This window comes from Streptomyces sp. NBC_01635, from assembly GCF_045209715.1.
Classification (GTDB): Bacteria; Actinomycetota; Actinomycetes; order Streptomycetales; family Streptomycetaceae; genus Streptomyces; species Streptomyces hirsutus.
The window spans coordinates 1,928,550-1,953,809 of sequence record NZ_CP109277.1 but is presented as its reverse complement, the minus strand read 5'-3'; the positions used below and the strand labels follow the sequence as shown (position 1 = coordinate 1,953,809).

Genomic DNA, 25,260 nt, shown 5'->3' with positions numbered 1-25,260 from the left:
ACCGAGGTTATACGTAAAACGTCGAGGTTCCGAGGAGCACCGGCGAGGGAGTGGAGGGCGCTGCATGGCCACGGGATACCTGGAGATCCTCCGGGTGCGGCACGCGGCCCGGCTGCTGGTGGGCACGCTGGTGGGCCGGCTGCCCAACGGGACCGCGGCCATCGCGATCGTGCTGTTCGTCCGCGCGGAGGGCGGTTCGTACAGTCTGGCCGGTGCCCTGGCGGCGGTGTACGGCGTGGCCAACGCGGTCGGGCAGCCGGTGCTGGGGCGGCTCGTGGACCTGCGGGGCCAGCCACGGGTCCAGTTGCCGGCCGCGGTGCTGTCGGCGCTGGCGATGGCGGTCTTCGCGTTCGTGGGCACCGAACCACGGGCCGCGGCGTACGCGGCGGTGGCCGCCGCGGGGCTGTTCACGCCGCCGCTGGAGGGCGGGCTGCGGGCCCTGTGGTCCTCGGTGCTGCACCGCGAGGACCAGGTGCACCGGGCGTACGCGATGGACGCGGTGGCGCAGGAGGTGATGTTCACCGTCGGGCCGCTGCTCGTGACGGTGTGCGTGTCGGTGTGGTCGCCCCAGGTCGCCCTGCTGGCGCTGAACGGGCTGGGCGTGCTGGGCGCGCTGTCCGTGGTGGTCTCGGCGCCTTCGCGCGCGTGGCGGTCGGCGCCGCGCGAGGCGCACTGGCTGGGTGCGCTGCGTTCTCCGGGACTGCTGGCGCTGCTGGGCGCCTTCCTGTTCATCGGCATAGCGCTGGGCTCCATCACGGTGGCCTCGGTGCCCTACGGGGACGAACACGGCGGCGATCATGTGTACGGCTGGCTGATGGCGGGCCTGGGGCTCGGCGCGCTCGTCGGCGGCATGGCGTACGGGGCGCGGCAGTGGGCGGGTGAGCCCGCGCGGCGACTGCGGGTGCTGGTGGCTTTCCTGGCGGTGTGTTACCTGCCGCTGACGCTGATGCCCGGTCCGGTGGCGATGACCCTGCTCGCGGTGGTCGCCGGAGTGTTCCTGGCCCCGGCGATCGCGTGCGCCTTCGTGCTGGTGGACCGGCACGCGCCGGCCGGGACGGTCACGGAGGCGTTCTCGTGGCTGGTGACGACGTTCACCGTGGGCGCTTCGGTGGGCACGGGCCTGGCCGGGCCGGTGGTCGAGACGAGCGGCGCGCAGGGGGGTTTCGCGATACCGGCGGTCGCGGGTGGCGTGGCTTTGCTGGTTTTGATGTGCACCGGAAGGGTATTGGCGGTTCCCGCAGGCGGGGCCGTGGTTGCGGCCGGTTCGGAAAATGATCCGAACCGTGCCCTCGAACCCCGTTTGGGTTCAGGGGATCGGGCGTAATGTTCAGTCATGGACCGCCGCATTTTCGGGCTGGAGAACGAGTACGGCGTCACGTGCACGTTCAGGGGACAGCGCCGTCTGTCTCCTGACGAGGTGGCGCGGTACCTCTTCCGCCGTGTCGTGTCATGGGGCCGCAGCAGTAACGTCTTTCTGCGCAACGGCGCCCGCCTTTATCTCGACGTGGGTTCGCATCCGGAATACGCCACACCCGAATGCGACAACGTGACCGAGCTGGTCACCCACGACAAGGCTGGGGAGCGCATTCTCGAAGGACTCCTGGTGGACGCCGAACGACGCCTGCACGAGGAGGGAATCGCGGGCGACGTCTACCTGTTCAAGAACAACACCGACTCGGCGGGTAACTCGTACGGGTGCCATGAGAACTACCTGGTGGCCCGGCACGGAGAGTTCTCGCGGCTCGCGGACATCCTCATCCCGTTCCTGGTGACCCGCCAGCTGCTGTGCGGCGCCGGGAAGGTGCTGCAGACGCCGCGTGGCGCGGTGTACTGCGTCAGCCAGCGGGCCGAGCACATCTGGGAGGGCGTCTCCTCGGCGACGACCCGGTCCCGGCCGATCATCAACACGCGTGACGAGCCGCACGCGGACGCCGAGCGGTACCGCCGGCTCCACGTCATCGTCGGCGACTCGAACATGTCCGAGACGACCATGCTGCTGAAGGTCGGCGCCACCGATCTGGTGCTGCGCATGATCGAGGCGGGCACGGTGATGCGTGATCTCACGCTGGAGAACCCGATCCGGGCGATCCGTGAGGTGAGCCACGACATCACGGGCCGCCGCAAGGTCCGCCTGGCGAGCGGCCGTGAGGCCTCTGCCCTGGAGGTGCAGCGCGAGTACTACGAGAAGGCGGTGGACTTCTGCGAGCGCCGAGGCATCCGCACCGGCACGGTCGAGCAGGTGCTCGAGCTGTGGGGCCGCACGCTGGACGCGATCGAGGCCGAGGACCTCGACCGCATCGGCACCGAGATCGACTGGGTGATGAAGTACAAGCTCATCGAGCGGTACCGGGCCAAGCACAACATGACCATGTCCCATCCGCGGGTCGCGCAGATAGACCTCGCCTACCACGACATCCACCGCCGTCGTGGTCTGTACTACCTGCTGGAGAAGAGAGGGCAGGCCGCCCGGATCTGCAACGACATGAAGATCTTCGAGGGCAAGTCCGTTCCGCCGCAGACCACCCGGGCGCGGCTGCGCGGTGACTTCATCCGCCGGGCGCAGGAGCAGCGGCGGGACTTCACCGTCGACTGGGTGCACCTCAAGCTCAACGACCAGGCGCAGCGGACGGTGTTGTGCAAGGACCCGTTCCGGTCGGTGGACGAGCGGGTGGAGAAGCTGATCGCCGGCATGTGAGATGTGGTGTTCCGCGGTCTCCCGAACCGCGGAACGCCACACGGGCGCCGTACGTTACTCAGTGCGGCGCCCTTCTCACGCCGTAGAGTTGCGCGGACGCCACCGACAAGATCGATGATTACGAGGCCCCCACCGTGCGCCGACGCTCACTTCTCATTGCCGTACCCGCTGGACTGGCCACTCTCGCCGCGTGCGGCGACGGCGGGTCCGATTCGAGCGAGGCCAGCGAGAGCGCCTCGCCGTCCGCGCCGGAGGCGTCGTCTGCACCTCCACCGAAGATCGTCGACGGCCCGCTGCCGGCGATCACCGCGGGAGTGAAGTTCGGTGAGAAGCCCACCGTGGCCAAGGGCAGCGGTGACCCGTCCAAGGATCTCGCGGTGAAGACCGTCATCGCGGGCGGCGGCAGGGCCATCGCCGAGAACGACTTCGTGGTGGCCCACTACCTGGGCCAGGTGTGGAGCACCGCGAAGGTGTTCGACAACTCCTACGATCGCAAGGCTCCGCTGGCGATCCAGCTGGCCCAGGGCAGCATCATCGACGGCTGGCGGTACGGGCTGACGGGGAAGAAGGCCGGCAGCCGGGTCGAGATGGCGATCCCGCCCACCTGGGGCTACGGCTCGCAGGGCAACGAGCAGGCGGGCATCAAGGGCACCGACACCCTGGTGTTCGTGGTGGACGTGCAGGACACGTTCAACGCGAAGAGCTCCGCCGACGGCCGCGAGGTCGCCCAGGACAACGTCGATCTGCCCAAGGTCGGCACGAACACGAACGGCAAGGCGCCCTCCATCGAGGTGCCCGACGTGGCCCCTCCGAAGAAGCTCGTGTCGAGCTACATCCTCGAGGGCGACGGCGAGGAGGTCGGCGCCGACAACAGTGTGCTCGTGCAGTACAAGGGCGTGCTGTGGGACGGCGGCAAGGAGTTCGACTCGACGTACGGGCGGGGGCAGCTGACCTCGTTCTCGCTGCAGCAGGTCGTCAAGGGCTGGGCGCAGGGGCTCACCGGCAAGAAGGTCGGCAGCCGGGTCCTCATCGTCATCCCGCCGGAGCTGGGGTACGGCGACACGCCGCCGGAGGGCAGCGACATCAAGAAGGACTCCACACTGGTCTTCTCGGTCGACATCCTCGCGAAGTTGTGACCGCGTGTGATGTAAGACTGTGTCCGTTCGCCTTTCCGTAAACAAGCAGGAGCGTAAGACGTGAGCATCGACAAGCCCGAGATCGACTTCCCGGGCGGCGAGCCCCCGGCGGACCTCGAGATCAAGGACATCTGGGAGGGCGACGGAGAGGTGGCGCAGGCGGGTCAGACCGTCACCGTCCACTACGTCGGTGTCGCCTTCAGCACGGGTGAGGAGTTCGACGCCAGCTGGAACCGCGGCACTCCCTTCCGCTTCCCGCTGGGCGGCGGCCGGGTCATCAAGGGCTGGGACCAGGGCGTGCAGGGCATGAAGGTCGGTGGCCGTCGCCAGCTGACCATCCCCGCGCACCTGGCCTACGGCGACCAGAGCCCGACTCCGGCGATCAAGCCCGGAGAGACGCTGATCTTCGTGGTCGACCTGCTCGGGGTCTGATCACTCGCCCGATCACCGGCCGGTCGTCCGTGCGACGTCGGGTCTGGGTGGTGACCGGAGTCGATCATCTGGGGTCCATGCCTGTCCGGGCATGGGCCCTCGGCTTTTGCCGCGCCACCGCGGGGCGGTACGGTCATCGGACTGAGCAGCATGAGGAGGCGAAGGGCGTCGATGGCCATTGCCAAGGCCGAGCGGCTGATGAACCTGGCGCTGTGCCTGCTGGGCACGCGGCGGCCACTGAGCAAGCGTGAGCTGCGCGAGTCCGTCGAGGCCTACCTCGAGGCGGCCTCGGACGACGCCTTCAACCGCATGTTCGAGCGCGACAAGGACGATCTGCGCGAACTCGGTCTCGTCATCGAGACCGTGGAGAACCTCGAGGGCGAGGTCGGCTATCTGGCCCGGCGGGACAGCAACCGCCTGCCGCCCATCACCCTCGACGCCGAGGAGGCGGCCGCACTGGGCCTGGCGGCCAAGGTGTGGCAGCAGGCCAGGCTGGCCGGCGCGGCCAGCGGAGCCCTGCAGAAACTGCGCGCGGCGGGACTGCCCGAGGACGTCGACCCCTACGGGGCCCACAGCGCGCTCGAGCCGCGCATCCCCGTGCACGAGGCCGCCTTCGAACCACTGATGCTGGCCTGCCGCGACCGCCGCCCCGTCGTCTTCGACTACCGCAAGGCCACCGCCGCGCAGCCCGAACCGCGCCACGTCGAGCCGTGGGCGCTGGAGTGCTGGCGCGGCCACTGGTACCTGGCCGGCTGGGACCGCGACCGGGGCGCCGAGCGGGTCTTCCGGCTGTCCCGGATCACCGGCAAGGTGCGCTCGCGCGGCACCCGGTACACCGCTCCGGTTCCGGACGTCGTCACGGTCCGCGAGACGGTCGCGAGCTGGGCGGGGGAGAGCGCCGACCGCTCCGCGCGCATCCGGCTGCGCACCGACGCGGGGTACCCCCTTCGGGCGAAGGCCACCTCGGTGCGGGAACTCGGCGGCGGCTGGGAAGAGTTGGAGATTCCGTACGGGCACGGCCTGGACGCCTGGCTGGTGGAGTTCGGAGCGGACGTGGTGGTCCTGGAGCCCGCCGAGCTGCGGGCCGACGTGGTGGACCGGCTGCGCGCCGTGGCCAAGGGCTGAGGGGGACGGACAAGAACGTGGCAGGCAAACCGGTCAGGCCAGTGAACGCCATCGACCAGACCCGCAGGATGCTCTCCCTGGTCACGTACCTGAGGGAGCGCCCGGGGGCCCGGATCGAGGACGTGGCGCGCGCCTTCGGCATCACCGAGGACGAGCTGGTCTCGGACCTCGACGTGCTGCCCATGTGCGGCACCAGTTTCCGCGGCGGCGACCTGCTGGACATCGACACCGACGGGGAGCGCATCTGGTGGCACAACCCGGCCGCGCTCGGGGCGGAGGCTGCCGAGCCGCTCCGCCTGGCCGCGGACGAGGCCACCGCGCTGCTGGTCGCCGCGCGCGCCGTGGCCACCCTGCCCGGACTGCGCGAGAGCGACCGGCAGGCGCTGCTGCGGGCCACCGCCAAGGTGGAGACCGCGGCTGGTGAGGCGGCGGGGGCCAGTGCCCGGCTGTCGGTGACCTTCGAGTCCGAGGGCGGTGTCTTCGCGGACGTCGACCGGGCCATCGCCGAGCGCCGCAGACTGTGGATCCGCTACTACTCGCCCGCCCGTGACGAGCTCAGCGAGCGCGAGATCGACCCCATCCGCCTGGTCAGCGTGGGGCACACCTATGTGGAGGCCTGGTGCCGCCGCTCCGAGGCGCGCCGCACGTTCCGGCTCGACCGGGTCGCCGAGATCAAGATCCTCGACGAGCCGTCCGCGCCGCCCGAGGTCGAGCTGCGGGACCTCTCGGAGGGGCTGGTGCAGCCGGCGGCGGAGGATCCGCAGGTCGTGGTCGAGGTCGGGCCGGGAGGCCGCTGGGTCGCCGAGTACTACCCGCACGACAGCGCGGATGAGCTGCCCGACGGCGGGCTGCGTATCACCTTGCGGACACCCGACCCGGCGTCGCTCAAGCGGCTGGCGCTGCGGCTCGGGCGGGACGGCCGGATCGTCGCGCCGGACGACCTCGCGGACAGTGCCCGGCGGGCGGCCCGCGAGGCGCTGGCGGCGTACGACGGCACCGGGACGGCCGGATGAGCGGGGCCGCACACGGTGTGCGCGGTCCGGGGCGGGCAGGACGACGGGCAGGAGCGAGGACTGTGAGCGAGTCGGCGACCCCTGGAGTACGGAGCATGACGGTGGCGTCCGCGTTCTCCGGGATGAGAAGCGTGGCGCCGGTCGTGTTCCGGGCGGGCTGCCCGGACTGCAGGGGGCGTTTCGAGCTGGGCGCGAGCGCGCTGCGGCTGGTCATAGGCGCCAGCAGGCGTACCACCTTCTACTCGTTCACCTGCCCCGCGTGTGAGACGGCGGTCCGCAAGCCGGCGGGGGAGCGGGTCGTCGAACTCCTCACCGGCGGCGGGGTCAGCACCCTGCGACTGCACTCGACGGCGTAGGATCGCGGTCGCCTCCCGGGCGCCCCGCGTTCCGCGGGGTCCGGGACCGTCTAGGCTCCCCCTATGTTCTGGGCGATGTTCGCGGTTGCTGTGGGGTTCCTGGGGCTCGTGGTGCTCGGGGTGTTCGCCGTACGGGTCTTCGTCGAGGCGGAACGGCTCGGCAGACAGGTCAGTGACTCGGCGCGGCGCATCAACCGGGCCGCGGAGGACCTGGAGCGGGCGGCGGCCGGTGCGGCCCGCTCCGCGGAAGCGCTCTGAGCGCCCCGGATCCGGCATCCCCGCTGTGCCCTGTCGAGTTGACGGCACTGGCGGGTACGCTGCTGATCGCGGCCCGGAGAACGAGGCCCGGACCGCGGACGGGAGTACGCACGGGGATTGCCGGAGGTTCACCTCTGAGCGTTACGATCGCTGACAGCGCCGTCGTTCGGGCACCTGTCCGATCAGTCGGACAGCCACCCACCCACCCGCCTCGGTGAGAAGGTAAAGACTTATGGGACGGCTCGGACCTACCGAGATCATTCTGATCCTCGTCGTCATCATCCTGCTGTTCGGCGCGAAGAAGCTCCCGGACATGGCGCGGTCGCTCGGCAAGTCGGCCCGCATCCTCAAGAGCGAGGCGAAGGCGATGAAGGAGGAGAGCAAGTCCTCCGCCCCGGCCGATCCGCCTGCCACCGGCGAGCAGCCCCCGGCGCAGCGCACCATCCAGGCGGCCCCCGGCGACGTGACCAGCTCCCGCCCGGTCGCGGAGCCGACGGACACGACCAAGCGCTGACGCAGGGCCGGTGATCCCGGCCCGCCGCACGAGATGGGAACGTGGGTTGCTCAAGTCTGCCCGCAAGCAGGAGAAGGATCCCGAGGGGCGGATGCCTCTTGTGGAACACCTGCGTGAGCTGCGCAATCGGCTCGCCAAGTCTGTTGCCGTGATCATCGTGGTGATGATCACAGCTGCGTTCTACAGCGAGCAGCTCATGCAGTTCCTCGCGGAGCCGGTGCCGAAGTGCGAGGATCTGGCGAACAGCGACGGCGGCAACTGCGCCATTGTGTCGTTCAATACTCTGACGTCGCCGTTCACCACGACGATCAAGGTGAGCCTCATGGCCGGCCTTGTCGTCTCCAGTCCGGTGTGGCTCTATCAGCTTTGGGCGTTCGTGGCCCCCGGACTGCACAAGCAGGAGAAGAAGTACACCTACTTCTTCGTCTCGGTTGCGGTCCCGTTGTTCGCGGGCGGTGCCTACCTGGCGTACGTCATCCTGCCGATCAGCGTGAAGGTGCTTCTCAGCCTCACGCCCGGGGGATCGGCCAACATCCTGTCGCTCGACGAGGTCCTCGACTTCACCATCAGGATGGTGCTGATCTTCGGCTTGGCCTTCGAGCTTCCCCTTCTGCTCATCATGCTGAACATGGGCGGTATCGTTTCCGGCCGCCGCATGATCGGCTGGTGGCGGGGTGTCGTCATGGGTGTCTTCGTCTTCGGCGCAGTCGCGACGCCCACGACCGACCCCGTGGGAATGATCGCGCTCTCCGGTCCCATTATCCTTCTCTACTTCGCTGCTGTGGCGTTCTCGCTGGTCAACGACAAACGACGCGCCCGCAAGGAGTCTGTGGGCCCCGCCGACGACGAGGCCTCCGAGCTGGACCTCACCGCCGAGGCCGTCGACCCGGTGGAACCCGTGGCCGCCGTGCCCGAGCAGGCGACCAGGGACCGGGTCAACGGTTATGACGACGTGACCTGAGGAGCGGGTCGAAGCTCGTAAGGTCACTCCCGTGACCAGCGAGATCACCCTCTTCGTCAATCCCGCCGCGGGACGCGGCCGGGGCGCCCGGGCGGCGCTGCCGGCCGCTTCCGCGTTGCGCGCGGCCGGTTTCTCGGTGCGGACCGTGCTCGGCGAGGACGCCGCGGACGCGCTCGTCCGCGCGCGCGACGCCGTGGAGAAGGGCACCGGCGCCCTGGTGGCCGTCGGCGGCGACGGCATGGCGAACCTGGCCCTGCAGGCCGTCGTCGGCACCGGCACCCCGCTCGGCCTGATCGCCGTCGGCAGCGGCAACGACTTCGCCCGCTCGCTCGGCATGCCGCTGAAGGAACCGGCCGCCGCCGGCCGGATGATCGCCGACGCCCTCAAGTGCGGGCGGGTGCGTGACATCGACCTCGGGCGGGTGGGCGACCGCTGGTTCGGCACCGTCCTCGCCTCCGGCTTCGACTCCCGGGTCAACGATCGCGGCAACCGGATGCGGCTGCCCGTCGGGCGCTTCAAGTACGACCTCGCCATGGTCGCCGAACTCACGGCCCTGCGCCCGATCCCGTACCGGATCACCCTCGACGACGGCGACGTCCGCGAGGTCGAGGCGACGCTGGTCGCCGTCGGCAACGGGGCGTCGTACGGCGGCGGCATGCGGATCTGCCCGGGGGCCGACCTCACCGACGGGCTGTTCGACGTCACGGTGGTCGGCGGCTTCGGCCGGGCCACCCTGCTGCGGGTCTTCCCCACCGTGTACCGCGGGACGCACGTCGGCCGGCCCGAGGTGAGTGTGTTCCGGGCGTCGCGGGTGGAGCTGGCCGCCGAGGAGGTCACCGGGTACGCGGACGGGGAACCGCTCGGACCGCTGCCGCTGACCGCGAGCTGTGTGCGCGGTGCGGTACGGGTCGTGGGCCCCTGAGCCGGGCAGAACCACCCCTGAGCTGCGCGGACCGAGGGCCGGCGGGGAGGGATCCGGATAATGATCGTCCTGTTGTCGGTGCGGCCCGGTACGCTCGAAAGCACGATGACAGAGGATCTCTCACCGGCCGAGCGGTACGCGGCGGCGCGCAGGCGCGCTGACGAGCAGGCCACCGCACTCGCCTCCTTCCGCGAGATGTACGACTTCGGCCTCGACCCCTTCCAGATCGAGGCCTGCCAGGCGCTCGAAGCGGGCAAGGGTGTGCTGGTGGCCGCGCCCACCGGCTCGGGCAAGACGATCGTCGGCGAGTTCGCCGTCCACCTCGCCCTCCAGCAGGGCAAGAAGTGCTTCTACACGACGCCCATCAAGGCGCTGTCGAACCAGAAGTACACCGACCTGTGCCGCCGTTACGGCGCCGACAAGGTCGGCCTGCTCACCGGTGACAACAGCGTCAACTCCGGTGCCCCCGTGGTCGTGATGACCACCGAGGTGCTGCGGAACATGCTGTACGCGGGCTCACAGACGCTCCTGGGCCTCGGCTACGTGGTCATGGACGAGGTGCACTACCTCTCCGACCGCTTCCGGGGCGCCGTCTGGGAGGAAGTGATCATCCATCTCCCCGAGTCGGTGACCCTGGTCTCCCTCTCGGCGACGGTGTCGAACGCGGAGGAGTTCGGTGACTGGCTGGACACCGTCCGCGGCCACACCGAGGTCATCGTCTCCGAGCACCGGCCTGTGCCGCTGTTCCAGCACGTACTCGCCGGGCGCCGGATCTACGACCTGTTCGAGGAGGGCGAGGGCCGGAAGAAGGCCGTCAACCCCGACCTCACGCGGATGGCCCGGATGGAGGCGACCCGCCCCTCGTGGGGCGACCGGCGCCGCGGCCGGAACATGCGCGAGGCGGACCGGGAGCGGGAGCGCAGACAGCGCACGCGGGTCTGGACACCGGGCCGGCCCGAGGTGATCGAGCGGCTGGACGCCCAGGGTCTGCTGCCCGCCATCACCTTCATCTTCAGCCGCGCCGCCTGCGAGGCCGCCGTCCAGCAGTGCCTGTACGCGGGGCTGCGGCTCAACGACGACCAGGCGCGGGAGCAGGTCCGCTCCCTCGTCGAGGAGCGCACCGCCTCCATCCCCACCGAGGACCTGCACGTCCTCGGCTACTACGAGTGGCTGGAGGGCCTGGAGCGCGGTATCGCGGCCCACCACGCGGGCATGCTGCCGACGTTCAAGGAGGTCGTCGAGGAGCTGTTCGTCCGCGGCCTGGTCAAGGCGGTCTTCGCGACCGAGACCCTCGCCCTGGGCATCAACATGCCCGCCCGCTCGGTGGTGCTGGAGAAGCTCGTCAAGTGGAACGGCGAGCAGCACGCCGACATCACCCCCGGCGAGTACACCCAGCTGACCGGCCGGGCCGGCCGGCGCGGCATCGACGTCGAGGGCCACGCGGTCGTGCTGTGGCAGCGCGGCATGAACCCCGAGCACCTCGCGGGGCTGGCCGGCACCCGTACCTATCCGCTGCGCTCCAGTTTCAGGCCGTCGTACAACATGGCGGTCAACCTGGTCGAGCAGTTCGGCCGGCACCGCTCGCGCGAGCTGCTGGAGACGTCGTTCGCCCAGTTCCAGGCGGACCGGTCGGTGGTCGGCATCTCGCGGCAGGTGCAGCGCAACGAGGAGGGCCTCGAGGGCTACCAGGCCTCCATGACCTGCCACCTCGGCGACTTCGAGGAGTACGCGCGGCTGCGCCGCGACCTGAAGGACCGGGAGACGGAGCTGGTCCGTCAGGGCGCGGCGCAGCGGCGCGCCGAGGTGGCCGTGGCCCTGGAGAAGCTCAAGCCCGGCGACATCATCCACGTACCCGCCGGCAAGTACGCCGGACTGGCCCTGGTCCTCGAGCCGGGACTGCCCGCGGGCCGTGCGGGCGGACAGCGCGGCGTCGAGTACCACGACGGGCCGCGTCCCCTGGTGCTGACCGCGGAGCGGCAGGTCAAGCGGCTGGCGTCGATCGACTTCCCGATGCCCGTCGAGGCACTGGAACGGATGCGGATCCCGAAGTCGTTCAACGCGCGCTCGCCGCAGTCCCGCCGCGACCTGGCTTCCGCACTGCGCACCAAGGCCGGGCACATCGAGCCGGAGCGGCACCGCAAGCGGCGCTCCCAGGCGGCCGACGACCGGGAGATCGACCGGCTGCGCAAGGCGATCCGGGCCCACCCGTGCCACGGCTGCGACGACCGCGAGGACCACGCCCGCTGGGCCGAGCGCTACCACCGGCTGCGGCGGGACACCAAGCAGCTGGAACGGCGCATCGAGGGCCGGACGAACACCATCGCCCGCACCTTCGACCGCATCGTCGCCCTGCTGACCGAGCTGGACTACCTGCGCGGCGACGAGGTCACCGCACACGGCAAGCGGCTCGCCCGGCTGTACGGCGAACTCGACCTGCTGGCCAGTGAATGCCTGCGCGAGGGCGTCTGGGAGCAGCTGAGTCCGGCCGAACTCGCCGCTTGTGTCTCGGCGCTGGTGTACGAGGCCCGGGTCAGCGACGACGCGGTGGTGCCCAAGGTGCCCTCCGGCGGGGCGAAGGCCGCGCTCGGCGAGATGGTCCGCATCTGGGGGCGGCTGGACGCCCTGGAGGAGGACTTCCGGATCACCCAGACCGAGGGCGTGGGCCAGCGCGAACCCGACCTCGGCTTCGCCTGGGCGGCCTACATGTGGGCGTCCGGCAAGGGCCTCGACGAAGTGCTGCGCGAGGTGGAGATGCCGGCGGGGGACTTCGTGCGCTGGTGCAAGCAGGTCATCGACGTGCTCGGCCAGATCTCGGCCGCGGCACCGGCGATGGAGGGCTCCACCGTCGCGAAGAACGCCCGCAAGGCGGTGGACGGACTGCTGCGCGGAGTGGTGGCCTACTCCTCCGTGGGCTGACCGCCCCGGCCCCCGCACCGTCCCGCCCCGCCGACGGGTCCGGCCCGGCCGGTTCGCAGTGAAGCCCGGCGCGCTCCGTGCGCGCCGGGCTTCGGCGTCCCCGGGACCGGATGGTTCCGCGGCCGTCGGGGGCGTTCTTCACCCTGCGCAGTGAAGTGGGTTTCGCGCACCCGCACGCCATTACGGTAAGTGTTCGAATGATGCCTGGGCGTGTAAATGAACCCGAGCGTACTCCTGCCCCAAGGGTCATTTCCGGCACTTGCCGAATATGACACGGCGTTGATCCTGTCGGACTAAGCTCGCCCGCAGCGCACCGAGTTGGGATGAATTCGTGTGTCTGTTCCCTATTACGCGGATGATTCCCATGATTTCCCGGTCCATCCCCACCCGTATGTCCCCCGACCATCAGCCGATTCGTTTTCAGAGGCCTACATGGTGAGTGTCCAATCCCCGCCCGGTCGCCGCGAACTTCCCTACGCGCGCGTGCTGTTGATGCCGGCCATAATGATGGCCGCGGCAACCGGAGCCGCCGTTGCCCTGGTGACGGAGCCCGCCCGGATCGCCGTCGGCGCCTGTGGTGTCGTCGCCACCCTGCTGGTGATCGTCGCCGCGGCCGAGGCGGTGCGCCGCGGCCGCGTTCTACGGGACGAGCGAGCCGAACACGACCGTCACCGCGCGTACCTGGAAGCGCGGATCGCCGCCCATGACACGGAGACGCTGCACTTCGCGGACGCCGTGGTCCCCGAGGCCCTGGACTTCCTGCACCGCGGGAACACTCCCCGGGAAGTGCTCCTCCACCTCAAAAAGGTCAACCCGGCCTGGCGTGATCTGCCCGAGTACCAGATCAAGCTGCTCAAGACGATGCTGAAGATCATCGACGACGAGGAAGCCCTGCGCGACTCCTCCCAGCGCTCCTTCGTCAGCATCGCCCGACGCGTCCAGGCGATCGTCCACCAGCAGGCCAAGGAACTGCGGGAGATGGAGGAGGACCACGGCCGCAACCCCGAGGTCTTCGACGACCTGCTGCGCATCGACCACGGCACCGCGCTGATCGGCCGCCTCGCCGACTCCATCTCCGTACTCGGCGGTGGCCGTCCCGGACGCCAGTGGCCCGAGCCCGTCGCCCTCTACAGCGTGCTGCGCGGCGCGATGTCCCGCATCCTCGAGTACCGGCGCATCGACCTGAAGTCCATCGCCAAGGTCAACATCAAGGGCATCTCCGTCGAGCCGGTCATCCACGCCGTCGCCGAACTCCTCGACAACGCCACGCGCTACTCGCCGCCCCACACCAAGGTCCACGTCACCGCCATCGAGGTGCAGACCGGCGTCGCCATCGAGATCGAGGACGCCGGAGTCAGCCTCGACGAGAAGGCGCGGGCCCGGATCGAGGACAAGCTGGAGAAGGCCAAGGCGGGCGTCGACCTCCAGGACCTCGGCACGAGCCCCCGGCTGGGCCTGGCCGTCATCGGCCGGCTCTGCTCCGGGTACAAGATGCAGGTCTCGCTGCGGGCCTCCGCCTACGGCGGCGTCCGCGCCGTCCTCATCGTGCCGAGCGCCATGATGACCACCGAGCCCGGCGTCGGTCTCGCCCACGGCATCGGCGCGACCGCGGTGCCGATGCAGGTCGACGCGCTCCCGGGCCCCAAGCGCGTCCCCAAGAAGCGCCGCCCCACCAGCCCGAGCATCCCCGCCACCGTCTCCATGGAGGACGACGTCCCCGAGGTCACCGAATGGACCTCCAACGGGCTGCCGCAGCGCCGCAGCCGGGTGAAGACGTCGCTGACCCAGCGGTACACCGAGCAGGCCGCCGCCGAACGGGCCGAGCGGGAGGCCGCCGAGCGGGGCGAGACCATCCGGTCCCCCTGGCCGGCCCCCCAGCCCGAACCGGCCGAGCCGAAGGACGACCGTGAACCCGGGCTGTGGGTCGACGCGTTCTGGGACGGTCTGAAGAAGGACCTCGAACCCGGCGTCCATCCCACCGACTTCACCCGGAATCCGACCGCGTACCTGCATCTGATCAACGAACCGGCCCGCACCGAGGCCGACGACGAGGGGGACCTCAAGTGATCCAGCAACGGGCCAACTTCGACTGGATGCTCAAGGAGCTCGCCGACGGCGTACCCGGCGTCGAGATGATCGTGGTGCTCTCGGCCGACGGCCTGCGCATCGCCCGCTTCGGCGGCGAGCCGGACGCCGCCGACCGGGTCGCCGCGGCCTGTGCCGGCGTGCAGAGCCTCGCCGGTGCCGTCGCCGGGGAGCTCCCGCGCAGCGACGGCGAGATGAAGATGGTGATCATCGAGATCAACGGCGGCTACTTCTACCTGATGGCCGCCGGCGCCAACGCCTATCTCGCGGTGCTCTCCGACATGACCTGTGAGCCCGGGCGGATGGGGGCCATGATGCGCGACCTCGTCGTCCGTATCGGCGCCCATCTCACCAGCCCGCCCCGCCGGAACGGGACGACCGTATGACTCCTCCGCAACGCCAGAGGCGCTCCCCACAGAAGGACCCTCCTCCGCAACCCGCCCAGGACAAGAAGGAGGACGAACGGCCCAACCCGGAGCGGCTGTACGTCGTCGCCGGTGCGGACGGGAACCGTGCGGACCTCGACCTCGTGACCCTGATCGTGGCGAGCGTCGAGGACCCCCCGCACTCCGCCACGCCCGAGCAGGCGGCACTGCTCCGGCTCTGTGCCGCCCCCCTGTCCGTGGCCGAACTCTCGGCCTACCTCAGCCTGCCGTTCGGCGTGGTGACCGTGCTGCTCACCGACATGCTGGCGGCGGAACTGGTGCAGGCGCGCGCCCCGATCGTCCGCAAGGCGCTGCCCGACCGTTCCCTTCTCGAAGCGGTGATGCATGGACTTCAAAGGCTCTGAGACCATCCCGGGCCCACGGACCGAGGATCAGCTGCCGCACACGGCCGAGGCCGCGGCGAAGATCGTGATCGTGGGCGGCTTCGGGGTCGGCAAGACGACCATGGTCGGGTCGGTCAGCGAGATCAAGCCGCTGACCACCGAGGAGACCATGACCCAGGCTGGCATCGGAGTCGACGACAACTTCGGGTCCGCGTCCAAGACCGCCACCACGGTGGCCATGGACTTCGGCCGCATCAAGATCACCGAGCAGCTGGTGCTCTACCTCTTCGGCACCCCGGGCCAGGAGCGCTTCTGGTTCCTGTGGAACGGCCTGTTCGAGGGGGCGCTCGGCGCGGTGGTGCTGGTCGACACGCGCCGCCTGGAAGTCAGCTTCGACGTCATGGGACGACTGGAGGAACGCGGCGTCCCCTTCGTCGTCGCCGTCAACACCTTCCCGGACGCGCCCCGTTACCCGGTAGCGGATCTGCGGACGGCACTCGACCTGTCCGAGGACGTCCCGATCATGGACTGCGATGTGCGACGCCGCGCCTCCAGCCGGGACGTACTGATCACGCTGATGCGGTTCCTGCACTCGCTCGCCATGACGGGCTCGCGCACCTGACACCCCGACCCCTGCTCTCCCCCCCTGCTCTCCCCCTGTTTTCCGGAGCGACCACTGTGACGCCTGAATCCCACTCCCCGACCGGAACGGACGACTCCCGGGTCGCCCCGCCCCCCGGCTGCCCCGCACACGGCCAGGGCCCCGGGGGACTGCACCGGCTGCACGAATCGGCGGACCTGAAGAACCTGTACGAGGAACTCCGCGCCGAACACGGCCCCGTGGCGCCCGCGCTGCTCCACGACGACGTTCCGGTGTGGGTGGTCCTCGGCCACGCCGAGAACCTGCACATGGTGCGCACCCCCGCGCAGTACACCAAGGACAGCCGTATCTGGTCCCCGCTCCGGGACGGCCTGGTCAAACCCGACCACCCGCTGATGCCGCACATCGCCTGGCAGCCGATGTGCGCCCACGCCGAGGGCGACGAACACGAGCGGCTGCGCGGCGTGATCGACTTCGCCGTGTCGACCATCGACTTCCGCAGTCTGCGCCGGCACATCAACCGCTGCACCCAGCGTCTCGTCAACCGGTTCTGCGAAGTGGGCGAGGCCGAGGTCGTCGGCCAGTACGCCGAGCACCTGCCGATGGCCGTGATGTGCCACATCCTCGGCATGCCCGACGAGTACAACGACCGGATGGTCGAGTCGGCCCGCGACATGATCAGGGGCACCGAGACCGCCATCGCCAGCAACGCGTACGTCATGGACGCGCTGAGCCGGCTCACCGCGCGCCGCCGGCTGGAACAGCAGGACGACTTCGCCAGCCATCTCATCACCCACCCGGCCGGACTGACCGACGACGAGGTCAGGGAGCACCTGCGGGTGGTGCTCATCGCCGCCTACGAGTCGACCGCCAACCTCCTCGCCAACGTGCTGCGCACGGTGCTGGTCGACCCGCGCTTCCGGGCCCAGCTCAACGGCGGACAGATGACCGTGCCGGAGGCGGTGGAGCAACTGCTCTGGGACGAGCCGCCGTTCAGCACCATCTTCGCCTACTTCGCCAAGCAGGAGACGGAGCTCGGCGGCCAGCGCATCCGCCGGGGCGACGGACTGCTGTTCGCCCCGGCCCCGGCCAACGCCGACCCGCGGGTGCGCCCGGAGCCGACCGCCCACATGCAGGGCAACCGTTCCCACCTCGCCTTCAGCGGTGGCCCGCACGAGTGCCCCGGGCAGGACATCGGGCGTGCCATCGCCGAGATCGGCGTCGACGCGCTGCTGATGCGGCTGCCCGACCTCGAGCTCGACGTCGACGACGAGGACCTGCGCCACACCGAGTCGATCGCCTCGCGCCATCTCATCGAGCTGCCCGTCCGGTTCACCCCGAGGGAGCCGCAGGACATCACCGAGCGGCCGAACCACGACCACCGGCCGGCGGCCCCGCGCCGCGACTGGCTCATCGGCAGTACCGAACCGGGGGAGCCGGCCGCGCCGACCGCCGCCCGCCCCGATCCGTTCGGGCATCATGACGTCCCCGCCCCGCGGCCCGCGGCCACGGCAGGTACACCGGACGCGCAGTCGGCCGGGCAACCGGTCGCCGAGCCGCCGGCCGCCGTCGGCCCCGAGGAACCGGTCCGCGCGCCGGGCGCCTGGCAGCGCTTCCTGAACTGGTGGCGCGGCTACTGACCGGAGGTCCGGGGCGCCGGGGGCCGGTGAGCAGCGGCCCGGTCCGCGGTGGTCCGGTCCACGGCGGCGCGGCCGTCCGAGGCGCAGTGCCCGGCGGTGCGGTCCTCTGCGGCCCACTCCCCGTACGAGGTCCATGCCGCGAGCGTTCGGCCACTGCGCAGCCGGTGCCGCGCCCCCGTCACGGGGTCGGTGAACTCCAGTGCCCGCGCCAGCAGTTGCAGCGGGCGCCGGAAGTCACCGGCCGGGACGGGGCCGGTCACCTCCGGATACAGGGGGTCACCGAGGATCGGTACGCCCAGGTCGCTCATGTGCACCCGCAGCTGATGGGTCTGCCCGGTGCCGGGGACCAGCCGGTACCGGGCGAGGCCGTCGGCCCGGTGGTCCAGGAGCTCGACCCGGCTGAGCGCGTTCGGTTCGCCCTCGACCTCGCGGGCGGTCAGCACCCCGCGTTCCTTGACGATCCGGTTGCGCACGGTCCGGGGCAGGGCGAGCGCCGGATCGTGCGGGGCGACGGCCTCGTACTCCTTGTGGATCAGCCGGTCGCGGAACAGCGTCTGGTACGCGCCGCGCTCCTCGGGCCGCACGGTGAACAGCACCAGCCCGGCGGTGAGCCGGTCGAGGCGGTGCGCGGCGCCCAGCAGCGGGATGCCCAGCTCGCGGCGCAGCCGGGCCAGCGCGGTCTGGGTGACATGGCTGCCGCGCGGTGTGGTGGCCAGGAAGTGGGGTTTGTCGGCGACGACGATGTGCTCGTCCCGGTACACGATCTCCAGCGGGAAGGGCACCGGCACCTCGGCCGGCAGCTCCCGGTGGAACCATACGAACAGCCCCGGCACACAGGGGGCGCCGGCCGGCACGGGCCGCCCGTCCGCGCCCACGATCAGCCCCGCGTCGAACATGCCGTCGACGACATCGGAGCCGACCGGGAACCGGGCCACGAGATGGTCCCGCACGGTGGCCCACGGCCCCGTGCCGGGCAGGCGCACCCGCACCGGGTCCACGCCGTCGCGCTGCGGCAGCGGGGAGGGCGGGGCGGTTCTGCGTCTGCGGGTCACGAGGGCCAAGGCTACGTGTCCGCCCCGCCCTGCTGCTCGTGCCGTACCGCCTGCCTGATCTCGGCCTCGACCACGTGGCGCGGTCTCCCCTCGGCCCGCGCGAAGTCGTTCACCGCCACCCGGAACTCACGGGCGAGGTCGCGCCAGGCCCGCCAGGCCGTCTCCCAGGTGATGGTCTGCTTGCTGCTCCACTTGGTGCCCGTGGGAGGCCCGTACGTCTCCTGCAGATGGCGCACGCGGACGTGCGCCTCGTCCGCCGCGAGCTGCTTGGCCACGAGTTCTTCGAAGGTGTCTGTCACGCGCCCGGATCCTCGGGCAGGGGGCGGGGGCGGGACGCCGCGCCACGCCGTCCGCCGCGGTGCGGGGGCCGGGGTTCACCCGACCGGCGTCGCCGGGTGTGCCGGCCGGGACCCCGGGATGCCGGTTCGGCCGGGGCAGCGGGCCGGCGGGGAACCAGCGGTGGTTCAGTGAGGGCTCGGGGGCGACTCGGCGGTGACCCGGTGGCGGCTCAGCCGGCCGCGGCCGGCGACTCCGTCTTCTCCTGCTCCGCCTCGACCCGCGCGTTCCACTCCTGCTTCGAGGCCTGCCAGCCGTCCTCGTTGTGACCGCGCCGCCAGTAGCCGGAGATCGAGAGGTCCTCGCGCGCGATCTGCCGTTCCACCCGCAGCAGACGGCGCAGCTCCTTCACGAAGTGCGCCTCGCCATGGACGAAGGCGTGCACCCGGCCCTCGGGGAACTCCAGCCCCCGCACGGCCTCCACCAGCGCCTCGCCGACCGGACGGCCCCCCCGGTGCAGCCAGGTGACCGCCACCTCGGAGTCGATCTTCTGCTCCTCCTGGGGCCCCTCGATCTCCACGAAGGCGTAAACCCTGGCTCCGCTCGGCATGGCCTCCAGCGAGCGGGCGATCGCGGGCAGCGCGCTCTCGTCGCCCACCAGCAGATGCCAGTCGGCACTCGGGTCGGGGGCGTAGGCGCCGCCGGGGCCGGTGAAGAACACGGTCTCGCCCGGCAGGACCCGCCGGGCCCAGGGACCGGCCAGTCCTTCGTCGCCGTGGATCACGAAGTCCAGGGTCAGCTCGCGCTGCTCGGCGTCCCAGTGGCGCACGGTGTACGTCCGGGTCACCGGCCACTGGTCGCGCGGGAACTCCTCGCGGATCCGCTGCATGTCGAACGGCTCCGGGTAGGTGACGCCCTCGGCGGGGAACAGCAGCTTCACGTAGTGGTCGGTGCAGGTGTCCGCCGTGAAGTCGGCCAGACCCTCGCCGCCCAGCACCACCCGCTGCATGTGCGGGGTCAGCCGCTCGGTGCGGAGCACCTGCCCGGAGTGGGGCCTGCGCGGCTGGCGTCCCGGTCGCTGTGCCATGTGGGGTCTCCCTGTCACTCAGTTAGGTTTACCTAAGTTAACACCTCCGTCCGGCGATTACCTGGGCGCACGGCGGTGACCCCTACCGCGCGAGGGTCGTCAGCAGCCGCTCCAGGGAGCCGCCGAGGCCCCAGCGGGCCGCCAGTTCCCGTACGGCGTCAGGGTCGCGCGGAGTCCGTGGCAGGGCCGTGTCGACCTCCGGGAGCGGGACGTCGTCCGCGACCCGGACGACCTTCGGGGCGACCGCCAGATACGGGTGCGCCTCGGTGAGGCGCTTGCGCTGGGTCGGGGTGAGCCTGGCCTTCGGATCGTCGACCGCCGCCAGGATCCCAGCCAGGTCGCCGAACTCGGCCAGCAGTTTGGCGGCCGTCTTCTCGCCCACCCCCGGCACCCCCGGCAGGCCGTCGCTCGGGTCGCCGCGCAGCAGCGCCAGATCCGCGTACCCCGCGCCGTCCACCCCGTACTTCTCGCGCAGCACGGCCTCGTCGGTGATCTGGAGCGTGCCGACACCCTTGAGCGGATACAGCACCCGCACGCCGCGCGCGTCGTCCACCAGCTGGTACAGGTCGCGGTCGCCGGTGACGATGTCCACCGGACCGCGCGCCCGCGCGGTGAACGTGCCGATCACGTCGTCCGCCTCGTACGCGGGCACACCCACGCGCGCGATGCCGACGGCGTCCAGAACGGCCTCGATGACCGGCACCTGCGGGGACAGCGTGTCGGGCACCTCCTCCTCGTCGGGGCCCGAGGGGCGCTCCTCGGCCACGCGGTGCGCCTTGTAGGAGGGGATCAGCTCCACCCGCCACGCCGGGCGCCAGTCGGCGTCCATGCACGCCACCAGAGCGTCCGGGTGGTGGTCCCTGACCAGGCGGTCGATGAAGTCGAGCAGCCCGCGCACGGCGTTCACCGGCGAGCCGTCCGGGGCCCTGACGGAGTCCGGGACGCCGAAGTAGGCGCGGAAGTAGAGGGAGGCGGTGTCTAGGAGCATCAGTCGTCCGGTCACGCTCCGCATCATGCCGCACGCCGCCGACAGTGCCCCGCAGTCGCAGTCGCCGTAGCGGTCCCGCAGCAGCAGCAGCAGCAGCAGTCGCAGTCGCAGCCGCGGGACCGCGGCTGCGACTGCGACTGCGGGACGCGACGCCCGTCGTGCGAGGCGGTCCTCGAAGCGTGAGGCGCCCCTCGGGCGGGGCGGTCCGATTGTGAGGCAGGACACGTACGCGTTTGCGACCGGCGAAAGCGGGGAGGCGCGGCCCCGGAGTGACGCCGGTTGCAGGTTCAACTGTCAGGAACGCCTGAACCGTCCCGACGGGCGCCGCTCCTTTCCATCGCCGTCGAGTCAAGAGGTACGCGTGTCAACGAGGCTTGAAGCCGAGCATCTGTACAAGGTGTTCGGCAGACGACCGGGCCAGGCGGTCGAGAGACTGCGCCAGAACGAGGCAGACCGTGAGGAGTTGCGTGCCCAGGGCACCACGGCAGCCGTCATCGACGCCTCGTTCACCGTGGAACCCGGCGAGATCTTCGTCGTCATGGGCCTGTCCGGCTCCGGCAAGTCCACCCTGCTGCGCATGCTGAACGGCCTGTCGGAGCCGACCGCCGGACAGGTGCGCTTCGACGGCCAGGACCTCACCGCGCTGTCCGACCGCGAGCTGCGCGAGGTCCGTTCCAGGAAGATCAGCATGGTCTTCCAGCACTTCGCGCTCTTCCCGCACCGCAGCGTTCGCGAGAACGCCGCATACGGCCTGGAAGTGCAGGGCGTGCCCCGCGCCGAGCGCGAACGCCGCGCCGACGAGGCGCTCGCCCTGTGTGGCCTGGCCGGCTGGGAGCGGTCCTGGCCCGACGAACTGTCCGGCGGCATGCAGCAGCGGGTCGGCCTGGCCCGCGCGCTCGCGACCGACGCCGACCTGCTGCTGATGGACGAGTCCTTCAGCGCGCTCGACCCGCTGATCCGCCGCGACATGCAGGACCAGCTGGTGGAGCTGCAGAAGAAGCTGAAGAAGACGATCGTCTTCATCACGCACGACCTCAACGAGGCCATGCGCCTGGGCGACCGCATCGCGGTGATGCGTGACGGCCGCATCGTGCAGATCGGCACCGCGCAGGACATCCTCATCCGCCCCGCCAACGACTACGTCGCCTCCTTCACCCAGGACGTCGACCGCTCCCGGGTTCTGACCGCCGGCGCGGTGATGGAGCAGGAGGTGCGCGGCGACGAGGCGGACTGCGCCTGCGAGACCGCGACGGCGCAGACGCCGTTCACCGACCTGTGCGCGATGAGCGCCCGCGCGGCACATCCCGTGGCCGTCCTCGACGGCGAGGGCGCGGTCATCGGCGTGGTGCCCCGGCAGCGGCTCGTCGGCTTCATCGGCGACGAGGAGCGCGCCCCCGGCACCTGCGACTCCCCGCGCGGCGAGGGCGAGAAGGTGTTGGCCCGTGCCTAGGATTCCGCTCGGTGAATGGGTCAACAGCGCCGTCGACTGGCTGCTCGCCAATGTGACCTGGCTGTTCGACTTCTTCAAAACCGTCTTCACCGGTGCCTACGACGGCGTCAACGCCGTCCTCCAGGCGCCCGAGCCGCTGCTGCTCGCCGGTATCTTCGCGGTGATCGCCTTCTGGCTGCGCGGCACCGTCGCCGGTGTGCTCACCTTCGTGGGATTCGCCTTCATCGACTCCCTCGAACTGTGGGACGACTCGATGGTGACGCTGGCCCTGGTCATCGTCGCCACCGTCATCGCGCTCGTCATCGCCGTGCCCGTGGGCATCTGGGCGGCACGCTCGGACCGGGTCAGCGCCTTCGTGCGCCCGATCCTCGACTTCATGCAGACGCTGCCCGCGATGATCTACCTCATCCCGGCGATCCTCTTCTTCGGGACGGGCCCCGCCCCCGGCATCGTCGCCACCCTGATCTTCGCGCTCGCCCCCGGCGTGCGCATGACCGAGCTGGGCATCCGCCAGGTCGACAAGGACCTCGTGGAGGCGGCCGAGGCGTTCGGCACCACGCCCCGCAACACCCTGCTGCGCGTCCAGCTGCCGCTGGCGCTGCCCACCGTGATGGCGGGCGTCAACCAGGTGATCATGCTCGGCCTGTCCATGGCCGCGATCGCCGGCATGGTCGGCACCGGCGGTCTCGGCGGCGCCGTCATCGAGGCCATCGGCCAGCTCAACGTCGGTCTCGGCGCCGAGTCCGGCCTCGCCATCGTCATCCTGGCGATCTACCTCGACCGCATGACCAGCGCCCTGGGCACCCAGGTGTCCCCGCTCGGCCGCCGCGCCGCCGCCAAGGCCCGCGCCGCGCAGGGACTGAAGATCTGGTCCTACCGGCCGCGCCCGCAGGTCGCCGTGATCGGTGTCGTCGTCCTGGCCCTGGTGGCCGGCGGCATGAGCATCTTCGGCGGCAACGGCAAGAGCGGCGGTACGGACACCGTCGCCGACGCCGAGAACGTCGGCAACGGCAAGAAGATCTCCATCGGCTACATCCCCTGGGACGAGGGCGTCGCCTCCACCTTCCTGTGGAAGGAGGTCCTCGAGCAGCGGGGCTTCGAGGTCGAGGCCACGCAGTTCGACGCGGGCCCGCTCTACACCGCGCTCGCGCAGGGCAACATCGACTTCCAGACGGACGCGTGGCTGCCCACCACCCACGAGGCGTACTGGAAGAAGTACGGCGACAGGCTCGAGGACCTCGGCACCTGGTACGAGGAGACGACGCTCGAGCTGGCCGTGCCCGCCTACATGGAGGACTTCGACTCCCTCGAGGACCTCAAGGGCAAGGCCGGCACCTTCGGCGGGGAGATCACCGGCATCGAGTCCAGCGCCGGGATGATGGGCCTGCTCAAGGACAAGGTCCTGCCGGACTACGGCCTGGACGAGGAGTACAAGGTCGTCGACAGCTCCACGCCGGCGATGCTGGCCGAGCTCAAGCGCGCCTACAGCAAGCAGGAACCGGTCGTCGTCACGCTCTGGTCGCCGCACTGGGCGTACAGCGACTACGACCTGAAGAAGCTGAAGGACCCCAAGGGCACCTGGGGCGAGGGCGACGGCGTGCACACCCTGGCCCGCAAGGGCTTCACCGCCGAGAACCCCGTCGTCGGCCAGTGGATGAAGGACTTCTCGATGACCGAGGAGGAACTCACCAGCCTGGAGGCCGAGATCAACAAGGCCGGCAAGGGCAGGCAGCAGGACGCCGTCCGCGCCTGGCTCAAGGACCACCCGGACGTCGTCGACAAGCTGGCGCCGGTGAAGTCCGGTGCCGCCGCCGCCGACCCGGCCGAGGCGAAGCGCCCGCTGACCGTCGCGTGGTTCCCCTGGGAGGAAGACATCGCGATCACCTACCTGTGGAAGAACGTCCTCGAGCGGCGCGGCTACAGGATGAACCTGAAGCAGATGGAGGTCGGCCCGGTCTACACCGGCCTCTCCACCGGGGACATCGACCTCAACTTCGACGCCTGGCTGCCGCACGCCCAGAAGAACTTCTGGGACCAGAGCAAGGACAAACTGGTCGACCTCGGCACCTGGTACGAGCCGACCTCCCTGGACATCGCCGTCCCGTCGTACGTCGAGGGCGTCGAGTCCTTCGAGGACCTCAAGGGCAAGGCCGACCTGTTCGACGGGCGGATCATCGGCATCGAACCGGGCACCGGCCAGATGGACCTGCTCAAGAAAAAGGTCCTGCCGGGCTACGGCCTGGACAAGGAGTACGAGGTCGTCGACGGCTCCACGCCGGCGATGCTGGCCGAGCTCAAGCGCGCCTACTCCAAGAAGGAGCCCGTCGCGGTCGTTCTCTGGTCGCCGCACTGGTCGTACAGCGAGTACGAGCTGACCAAGCTGAAGGACGACAAGAAGCTCTTCGGCGAGGGCAACACCATCCGCACCATCGCGAACAAGGCGTTCCCCGGGCAGTATCCCGAACTCACGAAGTGGATCAAGGGGTTCACGATGAGCGAGGACGAACTCGGCACGCTCGAGAAGGAGATCAAGGACCGGGGCCAGGGCAAGGAGGAGGCGGCCGTCGCCGCCTGGCTCGAGGAGCACCCCGACGTGGTGGGGCGCATGACCCCGCAGTGACGACGACGTCACCACGGTGATCACCGGTCGCCGCGGTGACCTCGCACCGCTCGCCCCGAGGGGCGGGCCCGGCCCCGCACCTGACAGCGGGCCCGGGTCCGCCCCTCGGAACATGTGCGGTGCAAGTCGAACAGCGCTCACCGCCACCACGGGCCCACGGCGGCAACGGGCCCACGGCGGCAACGGGCCCGCCGCCGCACAGGGCCCGCCGCCGCACAGGGCCCGCGACCGGAACGGGCACACGACCCGACGGGAACACGATAAGAATCCGGCCAATCACGCAGCGCTATGCCCTCCCGGGTCTCCAGGCCCTCGCCGTGACCTCTCGCCCCTCTTCGGGCGACAATGGCGGAAACACCCCGCA

Annotated in this window: 23 protein-coding genes; 19 read left to right on the top strand and 4 right to left on the bottom strand. The window is 70.5% G+C overall.

Annotated features, from left to right (window positions below; translation table 11 throughout):
- Positions 1 to 64 precede the first annotated feature (64 nt).
- From OHB56_RS09305 to OHB56_RS09225, 17 genes are all read left to right on the top strand, one after another.
- On the top strand, positions 65 to 1,324 hold the full coding sequence (locus OHB56_RS09305) for an MFS transporter (RefSeq protein ID WP_406352623.1): 1,260 nt from the start codon (positions 65 to 67) through the stop codon (positions 1,322 to 1,324).
- Between the two features lie 9 nt (positions 1,325 to 1,333).
- Positions 1,334 to 2,695 carry a Pup--protein ligase gene (gene pafA, locus OHB56_RS09300; RefSeq protein ID WP_055596754.1) on the top strand — a complete coding sequence of 454 codons (1,362 nt, stop codon included), beginning with the start codon at positions 1,334 to 1,336 and terminating at the stop codon, positions 2,693 to 2,695.
- Positions 2,696 to 2,829: 134 nt separating this feature from the next.
- Positions 2,830 to 3,831: an FKBP-type peptidyl-prolyl cis-trans isomerase gene (locus OHB56_RS09295; RefSeq protein WP_326751819.1), complete on the top strand. Its 1,002-nt coding sequence runs from the start codon at positions 2,830 to 2,832 to the stop codon at positions 3,829 to 3,831.
- A gap of 60 nt (positions 3,832 to 3,891) precedes the next feature.
- Complete coding sequence (locus tag OHB56_RS09290; protein WP_018570341.1) at positions 3,892 to 4,263, top strand: FKBP-type peptidyl-prolyl cis-trans isomerase; 372 nt, start codon at positions 3,892 to 3,894, stop codon at positions 4,261 to 4,263.
- A gap of 171 nt (positions 4,264 to 4,434) precedes the next feature.
- Positions 4,435 to 5,388, top strand: a complete 954-nt coding sequence (locus OHB56_RS09285; RefSeq protein ID WP_326751818.1) for a WYL domain-containing protein — start codon at positions 4,435 to 4,437, stop codon at positions 5,386 to 5,388.
- A gap of 17 nt (positions 5,389 to 5,405) precedes the next feature.
- Positions 5,406 to 6,401, top strand: a complete 996-nt coding sequence (locus OHB56_RS09280) for a YafY family protein (RefSeq protein ID WP_079047885.1) — start codon at positions 5,406 to 5,408, stop codon at positions 6,399 to 6,401.
- A 62-nt stretch (positions 6,402 to 6,463) separates the two neighbouring features.
- The gene (locus OHB56_RS09275; RefSeq protein WP_079047886.1) at positions 6,464 to 6,757 is read left to right on the top strand and encodes a hypothetical protein; all 294 of its coding nucleotides are present in this window, start codon (positions 6,464 to 6,466) and stop codon (positions 6,755 to 6,757) included.
- Between the two features lie 63 nt (positions 6,758 to 6,820).
- Positions 6,821 to 7,015: a hypothetical protein gene (locus OHB56_RS09270; RefSeq protein ID WP_326751817.1), complete on the top strand. Its 195-nt coding sequence runs from the start codon at positions 6,821 to 6,823 to the stop codon at positions 7,013 to 7,015.
- Between the two features lie 232 nt (positions 7,016 to 7,247).
- Positions 7,248 to 7,529 carry a Sec-independent protein translocase subunit TatA gene (tatA, locus tag OHB56_RS09265; RefSeq protein ID WP_326751816.1) on the top strand — a complete coding sequence of 94 codons (282 nt, stop codon included), beginning with the start codon at positions 7,248 to 7,250 and terminating at the stop codon, positions 7,527 to 7,529.
- Positions 7,530 to 7,620: 91 nt separating this feature from the next.
- Positions 7,621 to 8,490: a twin-arginine translocase subunit TatC gene (gene tatC, locus OHB56_RS09260; RefSeq protein ID WP_326756938.1), complete on the top strand. Its 870-nt coding sequence runs from the start codon at positions 7,621 to 7,623 to the stop codon at positions 8,488 to 8,490.
- A gap of 31 nt (positions 8,491 to 8,521) precedes the next feature.
- Positions 8,522 to 9,412, top strand: a complete 891-nt coding sequence (locus OHB56_RS09255) for a diacylglycerol kinase (protein WP_406352618.1) — start codon at positions 8,522 to 8,524, stop codon at positions 9,410 to 9,412.
- Positions 9,413 to 9,472: 60 nt separating this feature from the next.
- Entirely contained in the window at positions 9,473 to 12,328 is a 2,856-nt protein-coding gene (locus OHB56_RS09250; protein ID WP_406352616.1) for a DEAD/DEAH box helicase, read from the top strand.
- A gap of 432 nt (positions 12,329 to 12,760) precedes the next feature.
- A complete protein-coding gene (locus OHB56_RS09245) occupies positions 12,761 to 14,395 on the top strand; it encodes an ATP-binding protein (protein WP_326751813.1) in 1,635 nt (544 codons plus the stop codon).
- Entirely contained in the window at positions 14,392 to 14,799 is a 408-nt protein-coding gene (locus tag OHB56_RS09240) for a roadblock/LC7 domain-containing protein (RefSeq protein WP_042168469.1), read from the top strand. Before OHB56_RS09245 ends, OHB56_RS09240 begins: the two co-directional genes overlap by 4 nt.
- The gene (locus tag OHB56_RS09235) at positions 14,796 to 15,203 is read left to right on the top strand and encodes a DUF742 domain-containing protein (RefSeq protein ID WP_326751812.1); all 408 of its coding nucleotides are present in this window, start codon (positions 14,796 to 14,798) and stop codon (positions 15,201 to 15,203) included. The genes OHB56_RS09240 and OHB56_RS09235 overlap by 4 nt, the downstream gene beginning before the upstream one ends.
- Positions 15,184 to 15,804 carry an ATP/GTP-binding protein gene (locus tag OHB56_RS09230; RefSeq protein ID WP_326751811.1) on the top strand — a complete coding sequence of 207 codons (621 nt, stop codon included), beginning with the start codon at positions 15,184 to 15,186 and terminating at the stop codon, positions 15,802 to 15,804. The genes OHB56_RS09235 and OHB56_RS09230 overlap by 20 nt, the downstream gene beginning before the upstream one ends.
- A 56-nt stretch (positions 15,805 to 15,860) precedes the next feature.
- Complete coding sequence (locus tag OHB56_RS09225; RefSeq protein WP_326751810.1) at positions 15,861 to 17,423, top strand: cytochrome P450; 1,563 nt, start codon at positions 15,861 to 15,863, stop codon at positions 17,421 to 17,423.
- On the opposite strand, the gene OHB56_RS09220 is transcribed toward OHB56_RS09225, so the two are convergent.
- The 4 genes from OHB56_RS09220 to OHB56_RS09205 form a co-directional block, all read right to left on the bottom strand.
- Positions 17,417 to 18,475 carry an RluA family pseudouridine synthase gene (locus tag OHB56_RS09220; RefSeq protein WP_406352614.1) on the bottom strand — a complete coding sequence of 353 codons (1,059 nt, stop codon included), beginning with the start codon at positions 18,473 to 18,475 and terminating at the stop codon, positions 17,417 to 17,419. The two genes, OHB56_RS09225 and OHB56_RS09220, sit on opposite strands and share 7 nt — an antisense overlap.
- Before the next feature lie 11 nt (positions 18,476 to 18,486).
- Positions 18,487 to 18,774 (bottom strand): hypothetical protein, encoded by a 288-nt coding sequence (locus OHB56_RS09215; protein ID WP_326751808.1) that lies wholly within the window; start codon positions 18,772 to 18,774, stop codon positions 18,487 to 18,489.
- 209 nt (positions 18,775 to 18,983) lie between these two features.
- Complete coding sequence (locus tag OHB56_RS09210) at positions 18,984 to 19,838, bottom strand: siderophore-interacting protein (protein ID WP_326751807.1); 855 nt, start codon at positions 19,836 to 19,838, stop codon at positions 18,984 to 18,986.
- Between the two features lie 82 nt (positions 19,839 to 19,920).
- Positions 19,921 to 20,853 (bottom strand): 5'-3' exonuclease H3TH domain-containing protein, encoded by a 933-nt coding sequence (locus OHB56_RS09205; RefSeq protein ID WP_406358982.1) that lies wholly within the window; start codon positions 20,851 to 20,853, stop codon positions 19,921 to 19,923.
- Between the two features lie 334 nt (positions 20,854 to 21,187).
- Between OHB56_RS09205 and OHB56_RS09200 the strand changes: the two genes are divergently transcribed.
- Positions 21,188 to 22,276: a betaine/proline/choline family ABC transporter ATP-binding protein gene (locus OHB56_RS09200; RefSeq protein WP_326751806.1), complete on the top strand. Its 1,089-nt coding sequence runs from the start codon at positions 21,188 to 21,190 to the stop codon at positions 22,274 to 22,276.
- On the top strand, positions 22,269 to 24,896 hold the full coding sequence (locus OHB56_RS09195) for an ABC transporter permease/substrate binding protein (RefSeq protein WP_406352611.1): 2,628 nt from the start codon (positions 22,269 to 22,271) through the stop codon (positions 24,894 to 24,896). Before OHB56_RS09200 ends, OHB56_RS09195 begins: the two co-directional genes overlap by 8 nt.
- Positions 24,897 to 25,260 lie beyond the last annotated feature (364 nt).

What these genes read in the sequence shown, in the direction of transcription:
- OHB56_RS09235 (WP_326751812.1), top strand. Translation starts at nt 14,796, where the DNA reads ATGACTCCTCCGCAACGCCAGAGGCGCTCCCCACAGAAGGACCCTCCT.
- pafA (WP_055596754.1), top strand. Translation starts at nt 1,334, where the DNA reads ATGGACCGCCGCATTTTCGGGCTGGAGAACGAGTACGGCGTCACGTGC.
- OHB56_RS09305 (WP_406352623.1), top strand. Translation starts at nt 65, where the DNA reads ATGGCCACGGGATACCTGGAGATCCTCCGGGTGCGGCACGCGGCCCGG.
- OHB56_RS09270 (WP_326751817.1), top strand. Translation starts at nt 6,821, where the DNA reads ATGTTCTGGGCGATGTTCGCGGTTGCTGTGGGGTTCCTGGGGCTCGTG.
- OHB56_RS09230 (WP_326751811.1), top strand. Translation starts at nt 15,184, where the DNA reads ATGGACTTCAAAGGCTCTGAGACCATCCCGGGCCCACGGACCGAGGAT.
- OHB56_RS09250 (WP_406352616.1), top strand. Translation starts at nt 9,473, where the DNA reads ATGATCGTCCTGTTGTCGGTGCGGCCCGGTACGCTCGAAAGCACGATG.
- tatA (WP_326751816.1), top strand. Translation starts at nt 7,248, where the DNA reads ATGGGACGGCTCGGACCTACCGAGATCATTCTGATCCTCGTCGTCATC.
- OHB56_RS09285 (WP_326751818.1), top strand. Translation starts at nt 4,435, where the DNA reads ATGGCCATTGCCAAGGCCGAGCGGCTGATGAACCTGGCGCTGTGCCTG.
- OHB56_RS09245 (WP_326751813.1), top strand. Translation starts at nt 12,761, where the DNA reads ATGGTGAGTGTCCAATCCCCGCCCGGTCGCCGCGAACTTCCCTACGCG.
- OHB56_RS09205 (WP_406358982.1), bottom strand. Translation starts at nt 20,853, where the DNA reads ATGATGCGGAGCGTGACCGGACGACTGATGCTCCTAGACACCGCCTCC.
- tatC (WP_326756938.1), top strand. Translation starts at nt 7,621, where the DNA reads ATGCCTCTTGTGGAACACCTGCGTGAGCTGCGCAATCGGCTCGCCAAG.
- OHB56_RS09210 (WP_326751807.1), bottom strand. Translation starts at nt 19,838, where the DNA reads ATGGCACAGCGACCGGGACGCCAGCCGCGCAGGCCCCACTCCGGGCAG.